This window comes from Aeribacillus sp. FSL K6-8210 (genome assembly GCF_037963925.1).
GTDB classification, from domain to species: domain Bacteria; phylum Bacillota; class Bacilli; order Bacillales; family Aeribacillaceae; genus Aeribacillus; species Aeribacillus composti.
Genome location: NZ_CP150172.1, coordinates 1299760 through 1316387 on the forward strand (window position 1 = coordinate 1299760; position 16628 = coordinate 1316387).

Below are 16628 nucleotides of genomic sequence, written 5' to 3' on the forward strand. Positions count from 1 at the left end.
GATGATCATTGATCGGTATAGTGGAAAGCAATAACAAGGTGTTGGAGGAGACGTTAAAATATATCGAAGGTAAAAAGATCAAATTGGCGTTAGCCTCCTTTTCGGATTTGAACGGTTCTTTACGTGCGAAATTAATTCCTTCCTCCCGTTTACAGTCAGTCTGCCAATCAGGGGCTGGATTCGCCGGTTTTGCTGTAGGCGATCTCGGCCACGGACCGCATGATCCCGATATATTGTGCATCCCTGATTTGCGTTCTATGACTATATTACCGTGGAATAAAGAGATTGCTTGGTTTGCCGGAACTTTAACGGAAGATGGAACTCCTTGGCCGTTTTGTACGAGAACGATTTTGTTAAATGTGCTGACGCAAGCAAAAAGCATGGGATATACGATGAAAACGGGAGTGGAACCGGAATTTTTCCTTGTGAAACAGGGAGAAGACGGGAAAATTGCCCCGTTTGATGAACAGGATAAAGAATTGAAACCATGTTACCAACAGCAGGCGCTTATGAGAAATATCGAATTTTTAGGCACTTTGATTGAGTATATGAATGAATTGAAATGGAATGTCACACAAGCAGATCATGAAGATGCCAATGGACAATTTGAAATCAATTTTGATTTTTCAGATGCGGTGACGTCTGCTGATCGGCATACATTTTTTAAATATATGATTAGAACCATGGCAGAGGAACGAGGACTAATCGCCACGTTTATGCCGAAGCCATTTTCCAATCTGACCGGGAATGGCTGCCATATGCACTTAAGCTTATGGGATGAGCGGGAAGAACGAAATGTATTTGAAGATGCTCATGATCCAAAAGGCTTTGGATTGTCTGCAGTCGCGTATCATTTTATTGCAGGTATTCTCAATCATGCAAAAGCCTTGGCTGCTATTGTCTGTCCAACTGTCAACTCTTACAAGCGGCTAGGAGCGTTAAATTCCTCATCTGGATCTACATGGGCTCCTAATTTTATTTCTTATGGAGGGAATAACCGCACACAGCTTATTCGCATTCCTGATGCTGGAAGGATTGAGTTTCGGGCCATGGACGGTTCCTGTAATCCGTACCTGGCGACTGCTGCGATTTTAGCAGCGGGATTGGACGGCATCGAAAAGCGGATGGATCCAGGAGATCCATTTAACGGAAATTTATACATGTTCCATTCGATAGAAAATGAATTTGACAAATTGCCTTCTACATTGAATGAAGCGATTGAAGCATTAGAAAGCGATGAAGTGTTAGTCAAGGCACTAGGGGAAACATTTATGGAGACCTTTATTAAACGAAAAAAGGCTGAATGGAAAGAATATCATGACTATGTCAGCGAATGGGAAGTTGAAAAATATTTAAAAGGCTACTAAAAACAAATCGTATTGATTTATATGGAGGAATTCGTATGAATTATGACGGGATGTACGATGTGATTGTTATTGGAGCAGGTTCTGCAGGAAGTGCTGCAGCCTATTATTTAGCCCAAAATGGTCAAAGCGTGTTGATGATTGATCAATTTTCTGTTCCAAATTCCTTTGCAAGCCACGCCGGGGAAACAAGAATGCTGCGATTTGGTTATGGCCAAGGGGAAAAATATGTTGATTTAGTTAAAGAAGCATACCGGTTATGGATGGAACTGCAAGAGCAAACAGGAAAAACGTTATTTTATCAAACAGGCACTTTAGTTGTCGGCGAACGCGATTCATCTTTTGTCAATGAAACGATTCAAAGCTCTATTCATCACAACCTCCCAATTGAAATGTTCACAGCAAGCATGGTGATGAACAAATGGCAAGGCATTCAAATTCCCGAAGATTTTACTGCATGTTTTGATCCCCAAGCAGGATTTTTGTTATGTGAAGTATGTATTCAAACTTATAAAGAAGAAGCTTTAAAACTGGGAGCCAAACTGTTGGAAAACAATCCTGTCTTAAAGCTGTCCATTCAATCGGATATGTCGGAGGTCATTACGGAGAAGGGACGTTTTCAAGCAGCCAATTTAGTGATCACAGCTGGTGCATGGATTCCGAAATTATTGCCGGAACTCGATTTTCCGATCCAAGTGATCCGAAAACCTGTTGCATGGTTTGCACCGTTGGAGGATGGACTATATGATTTTGGTCAATTTCCTGCTTTTGTCTTTGACACAAAAGAAGGTCATTATTATGGTTTTCCGAATTTTCGGAAAACAGGTGTAAAAATAGGACGTCATGACATGGGGATTGAAAGTGATCCAGATTCCGTGAACAGACTATTTGGTTCTTACTGCGAAGATGAACGTGATGTACGAAGCTTTCTTGAAAAATATATGCCGCAGGCTGCCGGCGAGCTGACCGATGGTAAAATTTGTTTATATTCACTTACTCCTGATAGCGACTTTATTATCGATTTTCATCCAAACTTCAGCAATGTGTTGTTAGCCGGTGGATTTTCCGGACATGGGTTTAAGTTTGCCAGCATCGTTGGGAGCATTTTAGCAGATTTAGTCACGCTTGGGAAAACAAAACATGATATTTCCTTTTTTCGATTAAATCGTTTTGAACAAATCGCTACCGAAAGCTAGAGTAATGAAAAAAGTAAGGAGGAGGATTCCTATGGATGGTTTCGTAAAGAAAAGAGCTTCAATATTTTTCGTTTTTCTTCTTTATCTTTTATTCCTTTTTCCGATTTCAGCCTTTGCGCAAGAGAACGAGCCGGTGGTTGATACGGGGGATACAACTTGGTTGCTCGTAGCAGCGGCTATCGTTATTTTTATGCATGTACCTGGTTTGGCTCTCTTTTATGGAGGGCTTGTAAGTGAACGGAATGTTGTATCAACGATGATGCACAGCTTTGTCAGTCTTTTAACTGTGACCATTGTTTGGGTGCTATGGGGATACAGCCTCAGCTTTGGACAGGATGTAGGGGGAATCATTGGAAAACTGGACTACCTGGCATTTAACGGAGTAGGAGGAGAGGCTGCTTTTGGTTCATTAACCATCCCTCATTATATATTTGCCATTTTTCAAGGTGCATTTGCTGCTATAACGGTTGCGATTATTTCCGGAGGAATTGCAGGGCGTATTTCTTTTCCTGCATGGGTAATGTTTTCGGTTTTATGGATCACCTTTGTTTATGCACCAATGGCTCATTGGGTATGGGGAGGCGGATGGCTTTTTGCCATGGGCGAACTTGATTTTGCTGGAGGTACGGTTGTTCATATACTTTCCGGTGTTAGCGCATTAACAGCTGCACTCGTAATTGGGCCGAGATATGAACATATGAAGAAAAATGATGCTCCTCATAATATTGTTTTATTTCTTATTGGAGCGGCCACTCTTTGGTTTGGCTGGTTCGGTTTTAACGCAGGAAGTGCACTTAGTGCAAATGGTATTACCGCTCTTGCCTTTGCCAATACACAAGTTGCCGCAGCAGCCGGGGGCTTGGGATGGCTGATCATAGAATGGATGGTTCGCAAGCGCCCGACGCTAGTAGGAACTGCCACTGGGGCAATAGGCGGTCTTGTTGGCATAACTCCAGCAGCAGGATTTGTCACAATCCCTTCAGCTTTGATTATTGGACTTGCATCCGCCCCTATCTGCTATTTTGCTATCCATTTTGTGAAAGCACGTCTAAAATATGATGATACGTTAGATGCTTTTGGAGTACATGGCATCTGCGGAATATGGGGATCCATTGCAACAGGACTTTTTGCTACTAAGTCAGTGAATCCGGCAGGGAATAACGGTTTGTTTTATGGAAATCCTGAACAGCTGTTCCATCAGGTTATAGGAGTGATTGTGGCTGTTTTGCTTGCGGCAGTAGGAACATATATTGTTTTGAAAATTGTTTCGCTGTTTACACCGTTGCGTGTGAAAAAAGAAGACGAGCTGCTTGGCCTTGATTTAAGCTTTCATCAAGAACCGGCTTATTCAGATGTTGATCAGTCGATAGAAGAGAAGGGTAAATCAAACGATATTGCTTCTCAAATGTCCTAGCATGGCAATGTATTTTTCATTGGTTGTCAAAACGGCAAAGCTATGACCAATTCAATTGTATACGCATAAAAGAATCCTCACCTGATAAACAGTGTGAGGATTCATGTTTGTTTTGATGAATTTGTAAAAACACAACAAGTAGATTTCGACAAAGAAAAACAGCCGATTATTGTTAATTTTTTATACTGTAAAGAAAAAGATTAAAAATCTGTCGTCATGTGATCGTTTTGTTCTCTTATTTCTTTAAAACTATTTTAAGCAAAAAATATACAAAAGGGTGTGGAGCTTGTTTCTGAAATATCTTTCGACTAATCGGAAGGCAGGGCTCCCTCCTCTCGTAAGGCGATTTATTCGGCTAACGATTCTCTTTTTTTGCATTTCAGAAACAAGTTATTGGCACAAACAGTTATATTTCAGATCAAGTGATACAAATTATTCAAACCAAGGAACACCAATTAACGTGCGGCCAATCCATTCGCGCAATATTTCGTTTGTGGGTCCCATGACTGCACCTGCTCGACCGTCACGTAAAAATTTTTCCACTTGCCCGGTTAGATATCCTCTTCCTCCAGAAACTTGTAATGCTTGATTTGTAACTTGTATGACTATATCTGCTGCATGAGTTTTGAGTTCCCAAAGCGGGTATAAGCATTCTGACAATTCTTTTCCACTATTTAAACATTGATCCATCCCTTCAGCTGTACGATAAAGCATGCTTCTTGCACTATCGATTAAAATTTGCGCTTTTGCCAATTCGTGGCGAATGACTTGGTAGCCGGCAACTGATTTTCCTGTATCTTTATGGACTTTTTTCTTTGCCTGGTCAATTGCTGCATTCAAGGCTCCTTGAGCAATACCAACCCAGCAAGCACTTGTGCCTAATAAAAAGAGCGGATCAATGACGTTTTCATTATAAACATTCATTCCGCCTTCAGTCCCAAGACGATTTTCAATAGGGACAAAGACATCTTTAAACTTCATCGGTCCGCTTGAATTTCCGCGAAGCCCCATAGCTGAAAAAGGAAAATATTCGATTCCCTTCTGATTATGATCTACAATTAAAAACATTAATGGATCGTCTTCTATGCTATTTGGATAATTGGTGCAAACAATATACCAATCCGCCTCGCCCGCACTGGTGACAAATGATTTTTCCGCATTTAACAAATATCCGTTTCCTTTGCGGGGAGCCGAACTAACAACATTCCAGAAGTGGCTTCCAGTCGCTGGTTCACTAAAGGCTAATGCGCCAATCTTTCCCTTTAGCACCCCAGGAATATAACGCTGCAGCTGCTCTCTAGTTCCAGCTGTATAAAGCGTTTGGACGGCAGCAGTGTGCATAACCCAACACATAGTAGTGGAAGCGCAATATTGAGAAAAACTTTCGGCTAACAAAGCAAATCCAGTTAGTCCAGCGCCAAGGCCTCCGTCGTCAACAGGGATTGTAACTGCTCCAAATCCAGCATCCGCAATTGCTTGTAAGCTTTCCCGAGGATAACGGCACTCCTTGTCTGAAATAGAAGCACGGGGCAGCAGCTCCTTTTTGCCTAATTCATGTGCTTTTTCAATTAGTTTTTCGAATCCTTCTGGGTAAGACCACCATTTTGGAATTTGCATAATTTCTTCCTGCAGTTCTGTCTGATTGACTACCATTGACATCACTCCTCGTATACTAAGTTTCAGAAAGTTTTTTTATCGAATTTCCAGTCCGATACGCTCCTTGACAATCGCATATCTTGGGTGGTTGCCTTTGTGGGAGGGGCGCGCCCCTCCCACAAAGGGTTGAGCGTACCGGGGTTGGACTTTTCGCAATGTTCCTGGATAATGGTCTTAGGATCATCGGGGATACTCTTCTCACTCCTGTAGCTTTGACTACTTGTAAAGTCTGTCTCCTCGGCCCCTGTTTGGACGTCTAACCCGCAGGCTGTTCCCGTTGGTTTTCCCCATGCTGGAAGGAGCAGCTTCCAGGGCAGCCCATGGTCCAACGTGAGTTCTCATATGCGAGGGTGACTGGTCAACAGGCGCGATCCGGGGGCATCCCGAAGAGTCCTACCCCTCGATCCTACAACAATAGGAGGTGATCTCATGAAACTCTACGTCGGGATCGACGTGAGCTCACGCGACTTAGCCACCTGCATTATGGATCATGAAGGAAATACGTGCGCACGCTTCAAAGTGGATAATCATCTTCTGGGCGCCACCTTCCTTCGGGATCAAATCCTCCTGTGGGCTAACAAGCGAAAGCCAACCGAAATTCTGATCGGGATGGAAGCCACCTCGGTCTACAGTTGGCATCCAGCTATGTTTTTCCACCAGCAGGAGGCCTTGCAGGCTTGGAACGTCAAGGTGTTTACGATCAATCCAAAGCTCATTCGCAAGTTTAAAGAAGCCTATGTCGACTTGGAGAAAACGGATGACATCGATGCTTGGATCATTGCGGATCGGCTTCGCTTCGGCCGTCTGAAGATGACGGCTGTCCTCAAGGAGCAGTTTCTCGCGCTTCAGCGACTGACACGCATGCGATATCATCTCGTCCACCAGTTAACCCGTGAGAAACAGTATTTTCTCCAGCACTTGTTTTACAAATGCAGTTCCTTTACCCAAGAGGTGGACAGTTCGATCTTCGGACATGCCATTCTCGAACTGCTGCTTGAGTCGTGGAGCCTCGATGACATCTGCCAAATGGATGTCAAGCAGTTGGCCGACTTCCTGCGCCAAAAAGGGCGCAATCGCTTTGCCGATCCGGAATGCATCGCCAAGTCGATTCAAAAGGCGGCCCGTTCGTCGTATCGGTTGTCCAAGTGTGTCGAGGATTCCATCGACTTGCTGTTAGGGCTGTCGATTCAATCAATCCGCAGCCTGCAATCGCAGCTCAAAGAGCTCGATAAAGCCATTACCCGCCATCTTGAAGGCATTCCGAACACACTGCAAACCATCCCAGGCATCGGACCGGTTTATACCGCAGGCATCCTGGCCGAAATCGGGCAAATCGAGCGGTTTCACAACCAGGCCGCCTTGGCAAAATATGCCGGCTTGACATGGTCCAAGCACCAATCGGGCCGTTTTCAAGCCGAGGACACCTCCCTCATTCGTTCCGGCAATCGCTATCTCCGTTACTACCTAGTGGAGGCTGCCAACTCGGTGCAACGGCATGATGCGACGTTTCGTGCGTACTACCGGAAGAAGTATGAGGAAGTGCCCAAACACCAACATAAACGAGCCCTCGTCCTCACCGCTAGAAAACTCGTGCGTGTGATCGATGCGCTGCTACGCAACGGTCAAATCTACACGCCAAGAAAGGGGGAAGATCGATAAGAGGATCGATCTGGTATACCAATATCAACCTTTAGACCCAGTTTATTACATGTACCAATACTGGGTTTCTTCAGTATTGCCTTTTTTCGGATCATCGGACAAGGGAATTTCCAATTTCTATGATTTTTCACCTTGACATATTACCGCAGGACTTTTTAAAGGTTACTGTTAAGAATGTTAACAAAAATTACAATATTATGAATATTGTGCTTTTATTTTTACATAGACGATTCTTTCAAAGAAACAGAGATTTCCTAAATAGTGGGAATAAATCAAAAACCTTGTCATTACATTTTACAATGATTCGGTACTCTCCCTGTCTCCTTTCCGTGTAAAACATCGTTGCTGATCTCATTATTGGCGCTAATAATGTTAAGTTCTCAAAGAAATAAAATTTCATTGCCTGCTCATGTTGAATGATCCGAAAGGAAAAGCTCTAATTGTCAGAACATTTTACAGATTTTTGCGAATATTCCCGCCATTTGAGAAAAAACGGTTGTGAGAACGTTACGGTTGTTATTATGATAGGATCATCAGAGTTATAAAATAATACATTTTTTGTTACAAAACATAACATAACTCTGATTATAAAAATTGAAAAAGGAGAGTGGAAAGAATGAGTGAATCAGCGGTAACAGCTATGGATCATCAATTTTTAAGTCAAAAGCCAGGAATTCAGCTAATAAAAGCTGGAACGTATGAAAAAATTGAGTTGAACAATGTTTTGAGTATACCGGCTTTGAAAAGTCAAATTATTGACGTTCCGATTAGCCCATTAGAGAAGCCTTTAACAATTGGATATTTCTCTATGCAAAAGTCGGAAGAGTTTGAATTTTTGTATACTTACTTAGAAGTAAAGGTAATTATAAAGGGGCAAATCATCGTCAGAGATGAACAAGGAAACAAATATGTAGGGGAAGCGGGAGATGTTTTTATCTTTACCCCTGAAACGAAAGTGATCTTTGATGCTGAAAGCGATGGAGATGCGATTTATACGGCACATCGATTGCCGGAGCCAACATTTTTAAATTAAACAAATGAAAGAATTTCCCCTTGTCGTAACGCGGCTTCATGGGGAGGTTCTTTCATCCAGTTTTGATCGTGAGGAGGAGAGAGGGCAGTGAGTGTAAAAACGACTAACCAACATATGATCAAAGAAATTCCGCTTATTAAAAGGTTCCCATTTCCATTTCAAAAGGACTCTTACAGGTATTCTAATAATTTGAGGCCTCTAGAATCCGGGAAACTTGCAGATATTACTCCCGAATATTTTGAAGAAATAGATAAAAAGCGTCAAATACTATTAAACCACCATGAACGTGCTTTTCAATCTTTAGAACATTCAATCGATGGACAGTGGGAAGTGCTGGAATTTTTAATAGATGAACTTGCCATTATTTACCCTGAGTATTTCTCGGTTATAAAAAATGGTCATGAATGGACGTTTGAAAATAAGCTTTTGGATGAGAAACATACATTTACTTTTGGCGATCTATCGACATTGCCCTACGAGCCTTTAGATTTTATCGGCAGACACGTTCAAGAGGATCTCATTTTTATGGGGCAAAGAGACGGTGATTTATATATGGATGCAGGACAATTGTGTTTTCCTGCCAATTGGTCGATTGCCTTTGATATTGGCATGACTTACACCGAGTTCCATTCTCCTGTACCGGTTTTTTTCGACAGCGGTTTAGCGAAAAAAGTCCTCAATTTTCTTTTGAGAATCGAGGCAGGGAAACCGTGGACACGGTTAAACTGGACTTTAACAGTGGAGCCAATCCTTGACACGTTCCCTGAGAATTTTGATGAATGGGGTCCAAAAAAGGAAAAGGTAACTTCAGAAAATGCCGGTCAGCTTGTGCACTTAAGAGTGGAGGATCAAAGGCTATTTCGTATGCCGCGAAGCAATGGGATTTTATTTAGTATTCATACTCATTTAATATCACTTGATGAGCTGAAAAAAAATGAAGATTGGTTGAAACGTTTTTTTCGAGTTTTAAAGGATTTACCTGACTATATGGCTGAATATAAAGGATTTAGTTTATACAAAGGAGAAATCATTCGCTATTTAGAAAAAAGCTTGACAGATTGAAATTGGGAAAATTGGAAGAAAATAGCGTGTGAAGAAGCTGTTTTTAAAAAACATGAAAGGAGGAGGATTACATGATGGCGCGAACACTTGAAGTGATTGTAGAACAAATTACGCATGAAACAGCTGCGATTAAAAGTTTTAAGCTAGTGTCAGCAGACCGTTCGCCATTGCCTCGTTTTAGTGGGGGTTCTCATATTACGACTTATTTGCAAACTGAAACAGGCTTAATCGAACGCCACTATTCTCTTACAAGTGATCCGGACAATACAGGCTACTATCGAATCGCCGTTCGCCGCAATGAGGATTCAAATGGAGGATCAATTTATTGGCACGATCATGTGAAAGAAGGGGATAAGATCTCCATTAGTTATCCGAAAAATTATTTTCCGCTAAGCTTTCAAGCAAAACGCCATTTGTTTTTTGCAGCTGGGATTGGCATTACACCTTTTCTTTCGATGGCGAAGGAATTAAAAAAGAAGAAGGCTCCATTTGAAATACATTATGCCGCTCCTTCAAAGGAATTATGTGCCTTTTATCGCCATCTCTCCACTTTTTTTTCAGAGGAAACTCATTTTTATTTTTCAAAGGAAAACAAGAAAATGTCAGCAAAGTTAATGGAAAATCAACCGATAGGAACCCATGTTTATTTCTGCGGTCCAGAGGCCATGATCAAAGAATTTGCCGATGCTGCCAAAGTCATTGGTTATTCTGAAAAAAGCATCCACTTTGAGCTCTTTACACCGCCAAAATCAGGACCGATGCAGCCATTCCGGGTAAAACTCAATAAAAGCAACAAAGTGATTGAGGTGCCTGAAGGGAAAAGCTTGCTGGACACTTTATTACAGCATCATATTGATGCGCCATATTCATGTAAAATCGGGGGATGCGGCAGCTGTCAGCTGCATGTTTTAAAAGGAGAAATTGACCACCGAGACTTTTTTCTTACCGAAATGGAGAAAAAAGAAAGCAATGTCATTTTAACATGTGTTTCAAGGGCAAAATCCGGCAGTCTTGTTTTAGATCTTTAAGAGCATACAAGAAAGGAGCAAATGGAATTGTGCACACAACAAAGGTTATCGGAATCGATGATTTTGAATTCAAGATAAACGACGTGAAATGTTCTTTTGAGGAGTTGCTGCCGGGATTTCATCAATATGATCGAATAGGAATAGTCGTACGGGAACCGGCAGGAAGTGCTGGTGCTAGCGCCTTGCTTATGGCAGCTGTCACCAGATTTTATGATTTTTATCGTCAGGATTTAACAGATGAGGAGGGCGGACTTCGAATTTATCCTGATTATTTCATTTTCCATGTCGGAAAACAGCACTTAGATCATTATTGGATGGATATATGGCCGCCCCATAAAGAGGTTATCGTAGAGGATGACCCTGAACAAATTTTAGAAGCGATTAACGATCGGGGCATCACCCGGCTGATTGTGGAAGATATCAAACCCGCTCATGCGACTTTTTTACAAGAAACCATCAGCAGTGCGCAGCAACGAATCGTCAGTGCGATAGCATATTCACCGTCAGGACGGGTTCATTTCGGCGATGTGAGTATTGCAAGCTGTCCAGCAGCAGAACGCTTCGTTTTTGACTCGTTTAATAGATCTAAGAAACTTTTTCAACAAACGGCTGCCCAATTAAAACAAAAACGGGAGAATCTATTTGTCAATGGGCGTGTTATTGAAACTTATCGCCGGATTCCTTTAACAGATGCTCTTTATATGCTTACTCGCTCGAACGGTCCGGGCTTCACAACTAGCCGTTATCTTTCTATGTTGTAATTTGATAGAAATCAAGTTACGGCAATGCTTTGTTTGCTTAATATTGATTCGAACTAGCTGCAGCTTATCGTTGGAGAATATCCTGATATTCGAAAAATTCGAATTGAGAAAATTACAAATTGCTTATTCGATTCGACCATGTTGAAAAACAAACAAGGAGGGAGGTTGAAAAAATGACTAAAACAGCAGATGGGAAAACAAGCGCTTCTGAAGCAGATGAATTTTTTGCGCAAAATCAGCAAGCTGGTAATCTATTTCAATTCATCACTGGGAAACAATTTTTGTTTATCATTGATGAACCGATGATTTTGCCAACGTTGATGTTTATTAAAAAAATTCCAGAACAGACGAAGAAACAAATCTATATATTGAAGAAAAATGATAGCAGCCTTCATTCGTATAAGGGGACAGAATTTTTTCCGAATGAAGCGACTGTCCTTTCATCAACATCCAGTGAGGAAATTTACAAAATATTTGAAAGTCAATTTATCGGTACAAAGCTATTTCTTTCAGTTCAATGGTCAATGTTAAAAGAGCTGAAAAAACTGGCATTGCGGGCTGGTTTTAATGAAGATGAGATCCAGGCACAAGGATGGGGGGAGAAAGAGGAAAGGGTATTTTGTGTAAAGTGTTATCATCTGAACAAGCTGACAGCACAAAAACAAGTAACGTGTGAAAAGTGTCATGCATCGTTAGAGGTTTCAAGACACTATTCTAGGCTCCATGATGCATATTTAGGTTATTTAAAAATAATTTCATGAAACAGAAGAAGGAGGGCCTGAAAAATGGTAGGTTAAAGGCTTTGAAATCTTTAGAATAAGGGGATGATCATGTGGAGGGATTTGAACAGTTTGCCGCAATCCAAATAGAAGTATTCTATTGGTGGTGCATTGCAATCATGCTGCAGATCCATGCGGGGTTTTTGACTCTTGAAGTCGGCATCTCCCGTGTAAAAAACGTATTGGCGACGGCTTTGAAAAATATTATGACGTTAGCAGTCGTGTTACCTGCTTTCTATTTTGTTGGCTGGTGGATATACAATGCGTTTCCAGACGGTTTGATTCCGAGAATGAGTGAAGCGGCATTAGCTGCATTGCCTTGGAGTGAAAATATGGGTCCGAATATAACGGATCATGCGAGTGGAGTTTTCTGGGGTGCTTTTGCGCTGTTTGCTGCTACGACAGCTTCCATCTTATCCGGCGTGCTGATCGAACGGGTTCGATTAAGTGGATTTCTTATTCTTGCCGCTATTCTTGGATCAGTTATTTGGAATTTAGCTGCTTCTTGGGGCTGGCACGGAGAAGGATGGTTTTTAACGCAATTTGGTTATCATGATGTTGCCGCTGCAGGCGTTATTCATGCAATAGCTGGGTTTTTTGCATTAGGAGTCGTGATCAATTTAGGACCTAGAATCGGCAAATATACAGGGGATGGGAAAATTGTTAATATTCTGCCGCATAATCTTCCGTCCACTTTATTAGGGCTGATGCTCATTTATGTTGGTTTTTTCGGCTTCCTCGGAGGCTGTATAATCGCTGTTACAAATGGGGAATGGATGACGATTTACGGTACTCCTACCAATTTATCGGCTTTTGTATTCAATGCTTTAATGGGATTAGCGGGAGGTTTAATAGGGGCATATTTAGGTTCAAAAGGGGAACCGTTTTGGGTCGCTTCAGGCGGGCTGGCCGGGGTTATTTCAGTAGGTTCGGGTTTAGATTTATATCATCCAGCGCTTGCATTTGTTATAGCTGTCATTGGAGGATTGATGTGTCCATTCATTGGAAATTTTCTCGAAAGGAAGGGGATTGATGATCCTGTAGGTGCTATTACCGTCCACGGATTTATCGGGATCTGGTCAGTCCTTGCAGTCGGGATATTTGCCTCCGGCTATCCCAATATAAACGGCCCGGAAATCTCTTTTATTGGACAACTCGTATGTGCAGCGGTTGTGATCCTTCTAGGATTTCTCCCAGGCTACTGGACATCACTGCTTTTGAAAAAGCTTAGTATGTTGAGAATACCAAAGCAAGCAGAGATGCTTGGTATTGATTTAACTGAAATACCTGCAACAGCTTTTCCGGAAGGAATTCCATCTACTCAAGAAAATGGAAGATTAAAAATGATCATGTCAAAGAGCAAAACTAGTTAATAAAAGGATAAAAATGTAAAGGAGGAATAGTAAATGAATACAAGTCCAATAACAAATTGGGAGCATGTCGGTGCTTATTTTACCTTTGGCCCGCATTCTATAGGAGTTGTGTTATCGATTATAGCTGCGATCGGCATCTGTGTTGCGTTGATTTACGCAATGTTTCGACATGAGAATCAAGCTTTTTCGGAAGTAAATCTATTAGCTTCGAAAGCAGTTGATGAAAAATTGGATTTTCCGAAAGAGGGTACGTACGCAGATCCATTAATGGAAAATGTAAACTAGTATAAGAGCAGGTTGCTGTCCTGATTTATCAAAATAGGAGTTTTCATACTCAAACTCTTTTTTCTGTGAAAATCAATTAACCATGGCTGAAGCGGTATACCCCACAATCAAATTGGATACCCTATTAACGACCAAAAAAAGGAAATAGGAAAGCAGAGCTACCTTATTTTTAGGTATCTCGTATATTTCTGAACCTTTTTGGTTATACTAATTTATTTACTGCTCTCGAAACGGTTCTTTTCGAGAAATGATGCAGTAAATGATGGTAAGCATTCGGTGCGCGATCGCAACGAGTGCTTTTTTCTTTCCCCTGCGTGCCGCCAATGACCAATATTTCGCTGCCAAACGTTGATTCCTACATCGAGACAAAGCCCAAGCCGCCTCACATAACGCCGATTTGATATGCGGATTCCCCTTCGTCGTTCGGGTACTTTTTCGTTTTCCAGCACTTTCATGATTTCCCGGCGCGACTCCCGCCCATGAAGCGAGGTGTTGAGACGTTGGAAATTGTCCCATATCGACTCCGATTTCAGCGATAATCACGGCAGCGGTTTCCTTCTTGACCCCCGGTATGGTCACAAGAAGCTCCATCTCTTGTTTGTATACTTGTAAGAGTTGGTCGATTCGTTCTTCGATGTCTCGAAGTAAACTTTCCAACGATTCGATGTGCTTCCACGATTGGCGAATCATGAACAGTTGATGGTTGGTCAATGTACCAAAGAGAGAATCCTGAATTTGTTGTTTTTTCCTCTTCATACTCCTGTGAATGCAAGCATCGACTTCGGTTTCTTCGATGTATCCCTGTTTCATTAAACGTTCCAGTAGCTTTCGCCCAGATACACCAAATACATCCGAAATCACGGAACTTAACTTGATATTGGAACATTCCAACACTTTTTGAATGCGGTTTTTCTCCGCGGTTAACTGCCCGATCCATTTTTTGCGCAAGCGAGTTAAATCCCGTAATTCTCGAATGTTCTCAGGAGGTACGAAACTCTTCTCGATCAATCCGTAACGCAACAATTTGGCGATCCATTCTGCATCGGAAACATCGGTTTTTCTCCCCGGTACATTTTTGATTCGCTGAGCGTTGGCAAGTGTAATGTCAAAGTAATCTTCCAAAATATTGAACACAGGTTTCCAGTAAACGCCCGTACTCTCCATCGCAATATGAGTGACACCACGATCTTCTAACCATTTCAGAAGACGAAACAAGTCTTTCGTGAAAGTAGGAAATGTTTCAACTTCCTTTTGAACGTGTTCTTCCTCTCCAAGAAGAGCACAAACGACAATTGTTTCGGCATGGACATCTAATCCTGCACAACGATGATAAAGAACATCCATGATTCTTACTCCTTCCATCGATAAATTCGCAAACAGGGAGTCCATTTGCACGTTAGGCATTTTTCTGTTCGTAGTCACCTTTTCACACGAAAAGGGCTGACAATGGGTGGAACACCAAATGGACTCAAACAGTTTTTATTACAGGGTCGAACCACCATTAAAGAGAACGTCTTTCAAAACTGTTTGCGTTCATATCCATTATGGGAAGGAATGATGGATTTTCATGCATGGGTGGGGAGTAAAATTACTCATGGATGTTTTTATTTTAAATTTAACAATAAGAGAGTATTAAGTTTTGTGTCAGCCACAGCCTTGAAAGCTGTGGGATTCTGAAATGAGGAGATTAATCAATTATTATTGGGAGAATAGTACCGACAAGATGATAGCAGAATTTTCTGTTATCAATAAAAGAGGGTTTTGTATGTACACAAAAGAACCGGGCGTTGATTTTTTAACGCTCGGTTTTTCATATAAGGATAAAAATAACATCTGACCTTATAAATGACAAGAAGGCGAACACCGTCTTTTTTACTGAAACATATGAAATAGTAAAAATCAATTCCTATTTTTTAAATTCCATCTCACTTCTACTTTAAAAGGGTGCAAAAAGCTCTTTTTTATTCTTCTTTCCATCCGAAAACGGCGGAAATTTCTTTTCCTTTTATAAGCAAATATTCGCTTAGCTCATGTTCGATAGTGTCTGGAATCGATTTTTCAAAGCCGACAACAATAATAGACCCTAAAATTTCCCGCTCAAAATTAAAAATCGGAATGGCGGCAGAAGCGATGCTTGGCGCTAAAGCTTCCTGCGCAAACGATATTTTTTGATCGGCAATAAGCTGAAACTCTGTCATTAGCTCGTCTTTCGCCTGTTTGCTTAGCTTTGACAACTCCGATTCCTTCCAAACGTTTACACTTGGATCGTTTTTAAATGCCGCAAAAAGTTTTCCGGCTGCCGAGGAGATCGGAAGGATTGTTCCGACCTGTCCGCCTAAGTTAAGCCCTAAATGACTATGGATCATTTTGACGATCATTGGGCCGTTTGTTGTCCATACGGCAAGGAGAGTCGTTTCTTTCGATTTGGCATTAATTTCATGCAAAAATGGCGTGATTTTGCCGATGAGGTCCTCTTGATTGACAGCTGCCATTCCATATTGAATGAGCGTGCTCCCTAAAGAGTATAAGCCGCTTCCTTTATCCCGATGAAGGACACCGAGATTCGTAAGGGTATTTAAATATTTATATAAATTGCTTTTTGCTATATTAGTATAATGATGAATGTCGTTAAATTTCATCGGACTGCCGTTTTTGGCAATCAGGTCAATAATTGAGAATCCTACAAGCAAAGACTGAATTTGTGCATGTTTTTTATTTTCTGTCATTGCTAAAACCATCCTTCAACTGATAGGCATACTTCATCTTATTTTACCACTTCAACAAAATTTTTTCTATATTTTCAAAAAACTACTAAGACTTTGTCAATGAAAATATAAACTAGCAATAGATGAAGTGTGAAAGGATAAAAAATTTGTCCGGGATGCGAGAAAAATCCTCTCAAAAAAGTCTGAAGAGAAAAATGAAGTTCCTCGCCATTTGCTTAATGATGGCAAACTGTTTTTTTATTGCATCAATTTAAGAAATTTCATTTTCGGACTGCTCTCAGTATATTCTTTA

General features: G+C 41.3%; 14 protein-coding genes. 11 read left to right on the forward strand and 3 right to left on the reverse strand.

Annotated features, from left to right (window positions below; all coding sequences use genetic code 11):
* The first annotated feature begins 8 nt into the window (after positions 1–8).
* From glnT to NSQ41_RS06365, 3 genes are read left to right on the forward strand one after another with little or no spacing between them, the layout of a single operon-like run.
* Positions 9–1367 carry a type III glutamate--ammonia ligase gene (gene glnT, locus NSQ41_RS06355; protein ID WP_199757349.1) on the forward strand — a complete coding sequence of 453 codons (1359 nt, stop codon included), beginning with the start codon at positions 9–11 and terminating at the stop codon, positions 1365–1367.
* 35 nt (positions 1368–1402) lie between these two features.
* On the forward strand, positions 1403–2560 hold the full coding sequence (gene solA, locus NSQ41_RS06360) for an N-methyl-L-tryptophan oxidase (RefSeq protein WP_063389441.1): 1158 nt from the start codon (positions 1403–1405) through the stop codon (positions 2558–2560).
* Between the two features lie 31 nt (positions 2561–2591).
* The gene (locus NSQ41_RS06365) at positions 2592–3974 is read left to right on the forward strand and encodes an ammonium transporter (protein WP_066251084.1); all 1383 of its coding nucleotides are present in this window, start codon (positions 2592–2594) and stop codon (positions 3972–3974) included.
* Between the two features lie 432 nt (positions 3975–4406).
* Here the strand turns inward: NSQ41_RS06365 and NSQ41_RS06370 are convergent, their stop codons facing one another.
* The gene (locus tag NSQ41_RS06370; protein WP_339211256.1) at positions 4407–5627 is read right to left on the reverse strand and encodes an acyl-CoA dehydrogenase family protein; all 1221 of its coding nucleotides are present in this window, start codon (positions 5625–5627) and stop codon (positions 4407–4409) included.
* A 432-nt stretch (positions 5628–6059) separates the two neighbouring features.
* On the opposite strand from NSQ41_RS06370, the gene NSQ41_RS06375 reads away from it, so the two are divergent.
* The 8 genes from NSQ41_RS06375 (at position 6060) to NSQ41_RS06410 (ending at position 13610) form a co-directional block, all read left to right on the forward strand.
* A complete protein-coding gene (locus NSQ41_RS06375) occupies positions 6060–7289 on the forward strand; it encodes an IS110 family transposase (RefSeq protein WP_027725928.1) in 1230 nt (409 codons plus the stop codon).
* 616 nt (positions 7290–7905) lie between these two features.
* Positions 7906–8322 (forward strand): hypothetical protein, encoded by a 417-nt coding sequence (locus NSQ41_RS06380; protein ID WP_066251087.1) that lies wholly within the window; start codon positions 7906–7908, stop codon positions 8320–8322.
* 87 nt (positions 8323–8409) lie between these two features.
* Positions 8410–9384 carry a DUF3445 domain-containing protein gene (locus NSQ41_RS06385; RefSeq protein WP_339211258.1) on the forward strand — a complete coding sequence of 325 codons (975 nt, stop codon included), beginning with the start codon at positions 8410–8412 and terminating at the stop codon, positions 9382–9384.
* Positions 9385–9455: 71 nt separating this feature from the next.
* Positions 9456–10412, forward strand: coding sequence for a PDR/VanB family oxidoreductase (locus NSQ41_RS06390; protein WP_339194919.1), 957 nt, complete (start codon positions 9456–9458; stop codon positions 10410–10412).
* A gap of 29 nt (positions 10413–10441) precedes the next feature.
* Positions 10442–11173 carry a hypothetical protein gene (locus NSQ41_RS06395; RefSeq protein WP_339211259.1) on the forward strand — a complete coding sequence of 244 codons (732 nt, stop codon included), beginning with the start codon at positions 10442–10444 and terminating at the stop codon, positions 11171–11173.
* A 173-nt stretch (positions 11174–11346) separates the two neighbouring features.
* The gene (locus NSQ41_RS06400; RefSeq protein ID WP_063389436.1) at positions 11347–11934 is read left to right on the forward strand and encodes a dimethylamine monooxygenase subunit DmmA family protein; all 588 of its coding nucleotides are present in this window, start codon (positions 11347–11349) and stop codon (positions 11932–11934) included.
* Between the two features lie 71 nt (positions 11935–12005).
* Entirely contained in the window at positions 12006–13325 is a 1320-nt protein-coding gene (locus NSQ41_RS06405; RefSeq protein WP_339211261.1) for a hypothetical protein, read from the forward strand.
* 33 nt (positions 13326–13358) lie between these two features.
* Complete coding sequence (locus NSQ41_RS06410) at positions 13359–13610, forward strand: hypothetical protein (protein ID WP_327847659.1); 252 nt, start codon at positions 13359–13361, stop codon at positions 13608–13610.
* A 216-nt stretch (positions 13611–13826) separates the two neighbouring features.
* On the opposite strand, the gene NSQ41_RS06415 is transcribed toward NSQ41_RS06410, so the two are convergent.
* Complete coding sequence (locus NSQ41_RS06415; RefSeq protein WP_339211600.1) at positions 13827–14954, reverse strand: IS110 family transposase; 1128 nt, start codon at positions 14952–14954, stop codon at positions 13827–13829.
* A gap of 617 nt (positions 14955–15571) precedes the next feature.
* Complete coding sequence (locus tag NSQ41_RS06420; RefSeq protein WP_094245469.1) at positions 15572–16336, reverse strand: IclR family transcriptional regulator; 765 nt, start codon at positions 16334–16336, stop codon at positions 15572–15574.
* Positions 16337–16628: the final 292 nt, after the last annotated feature.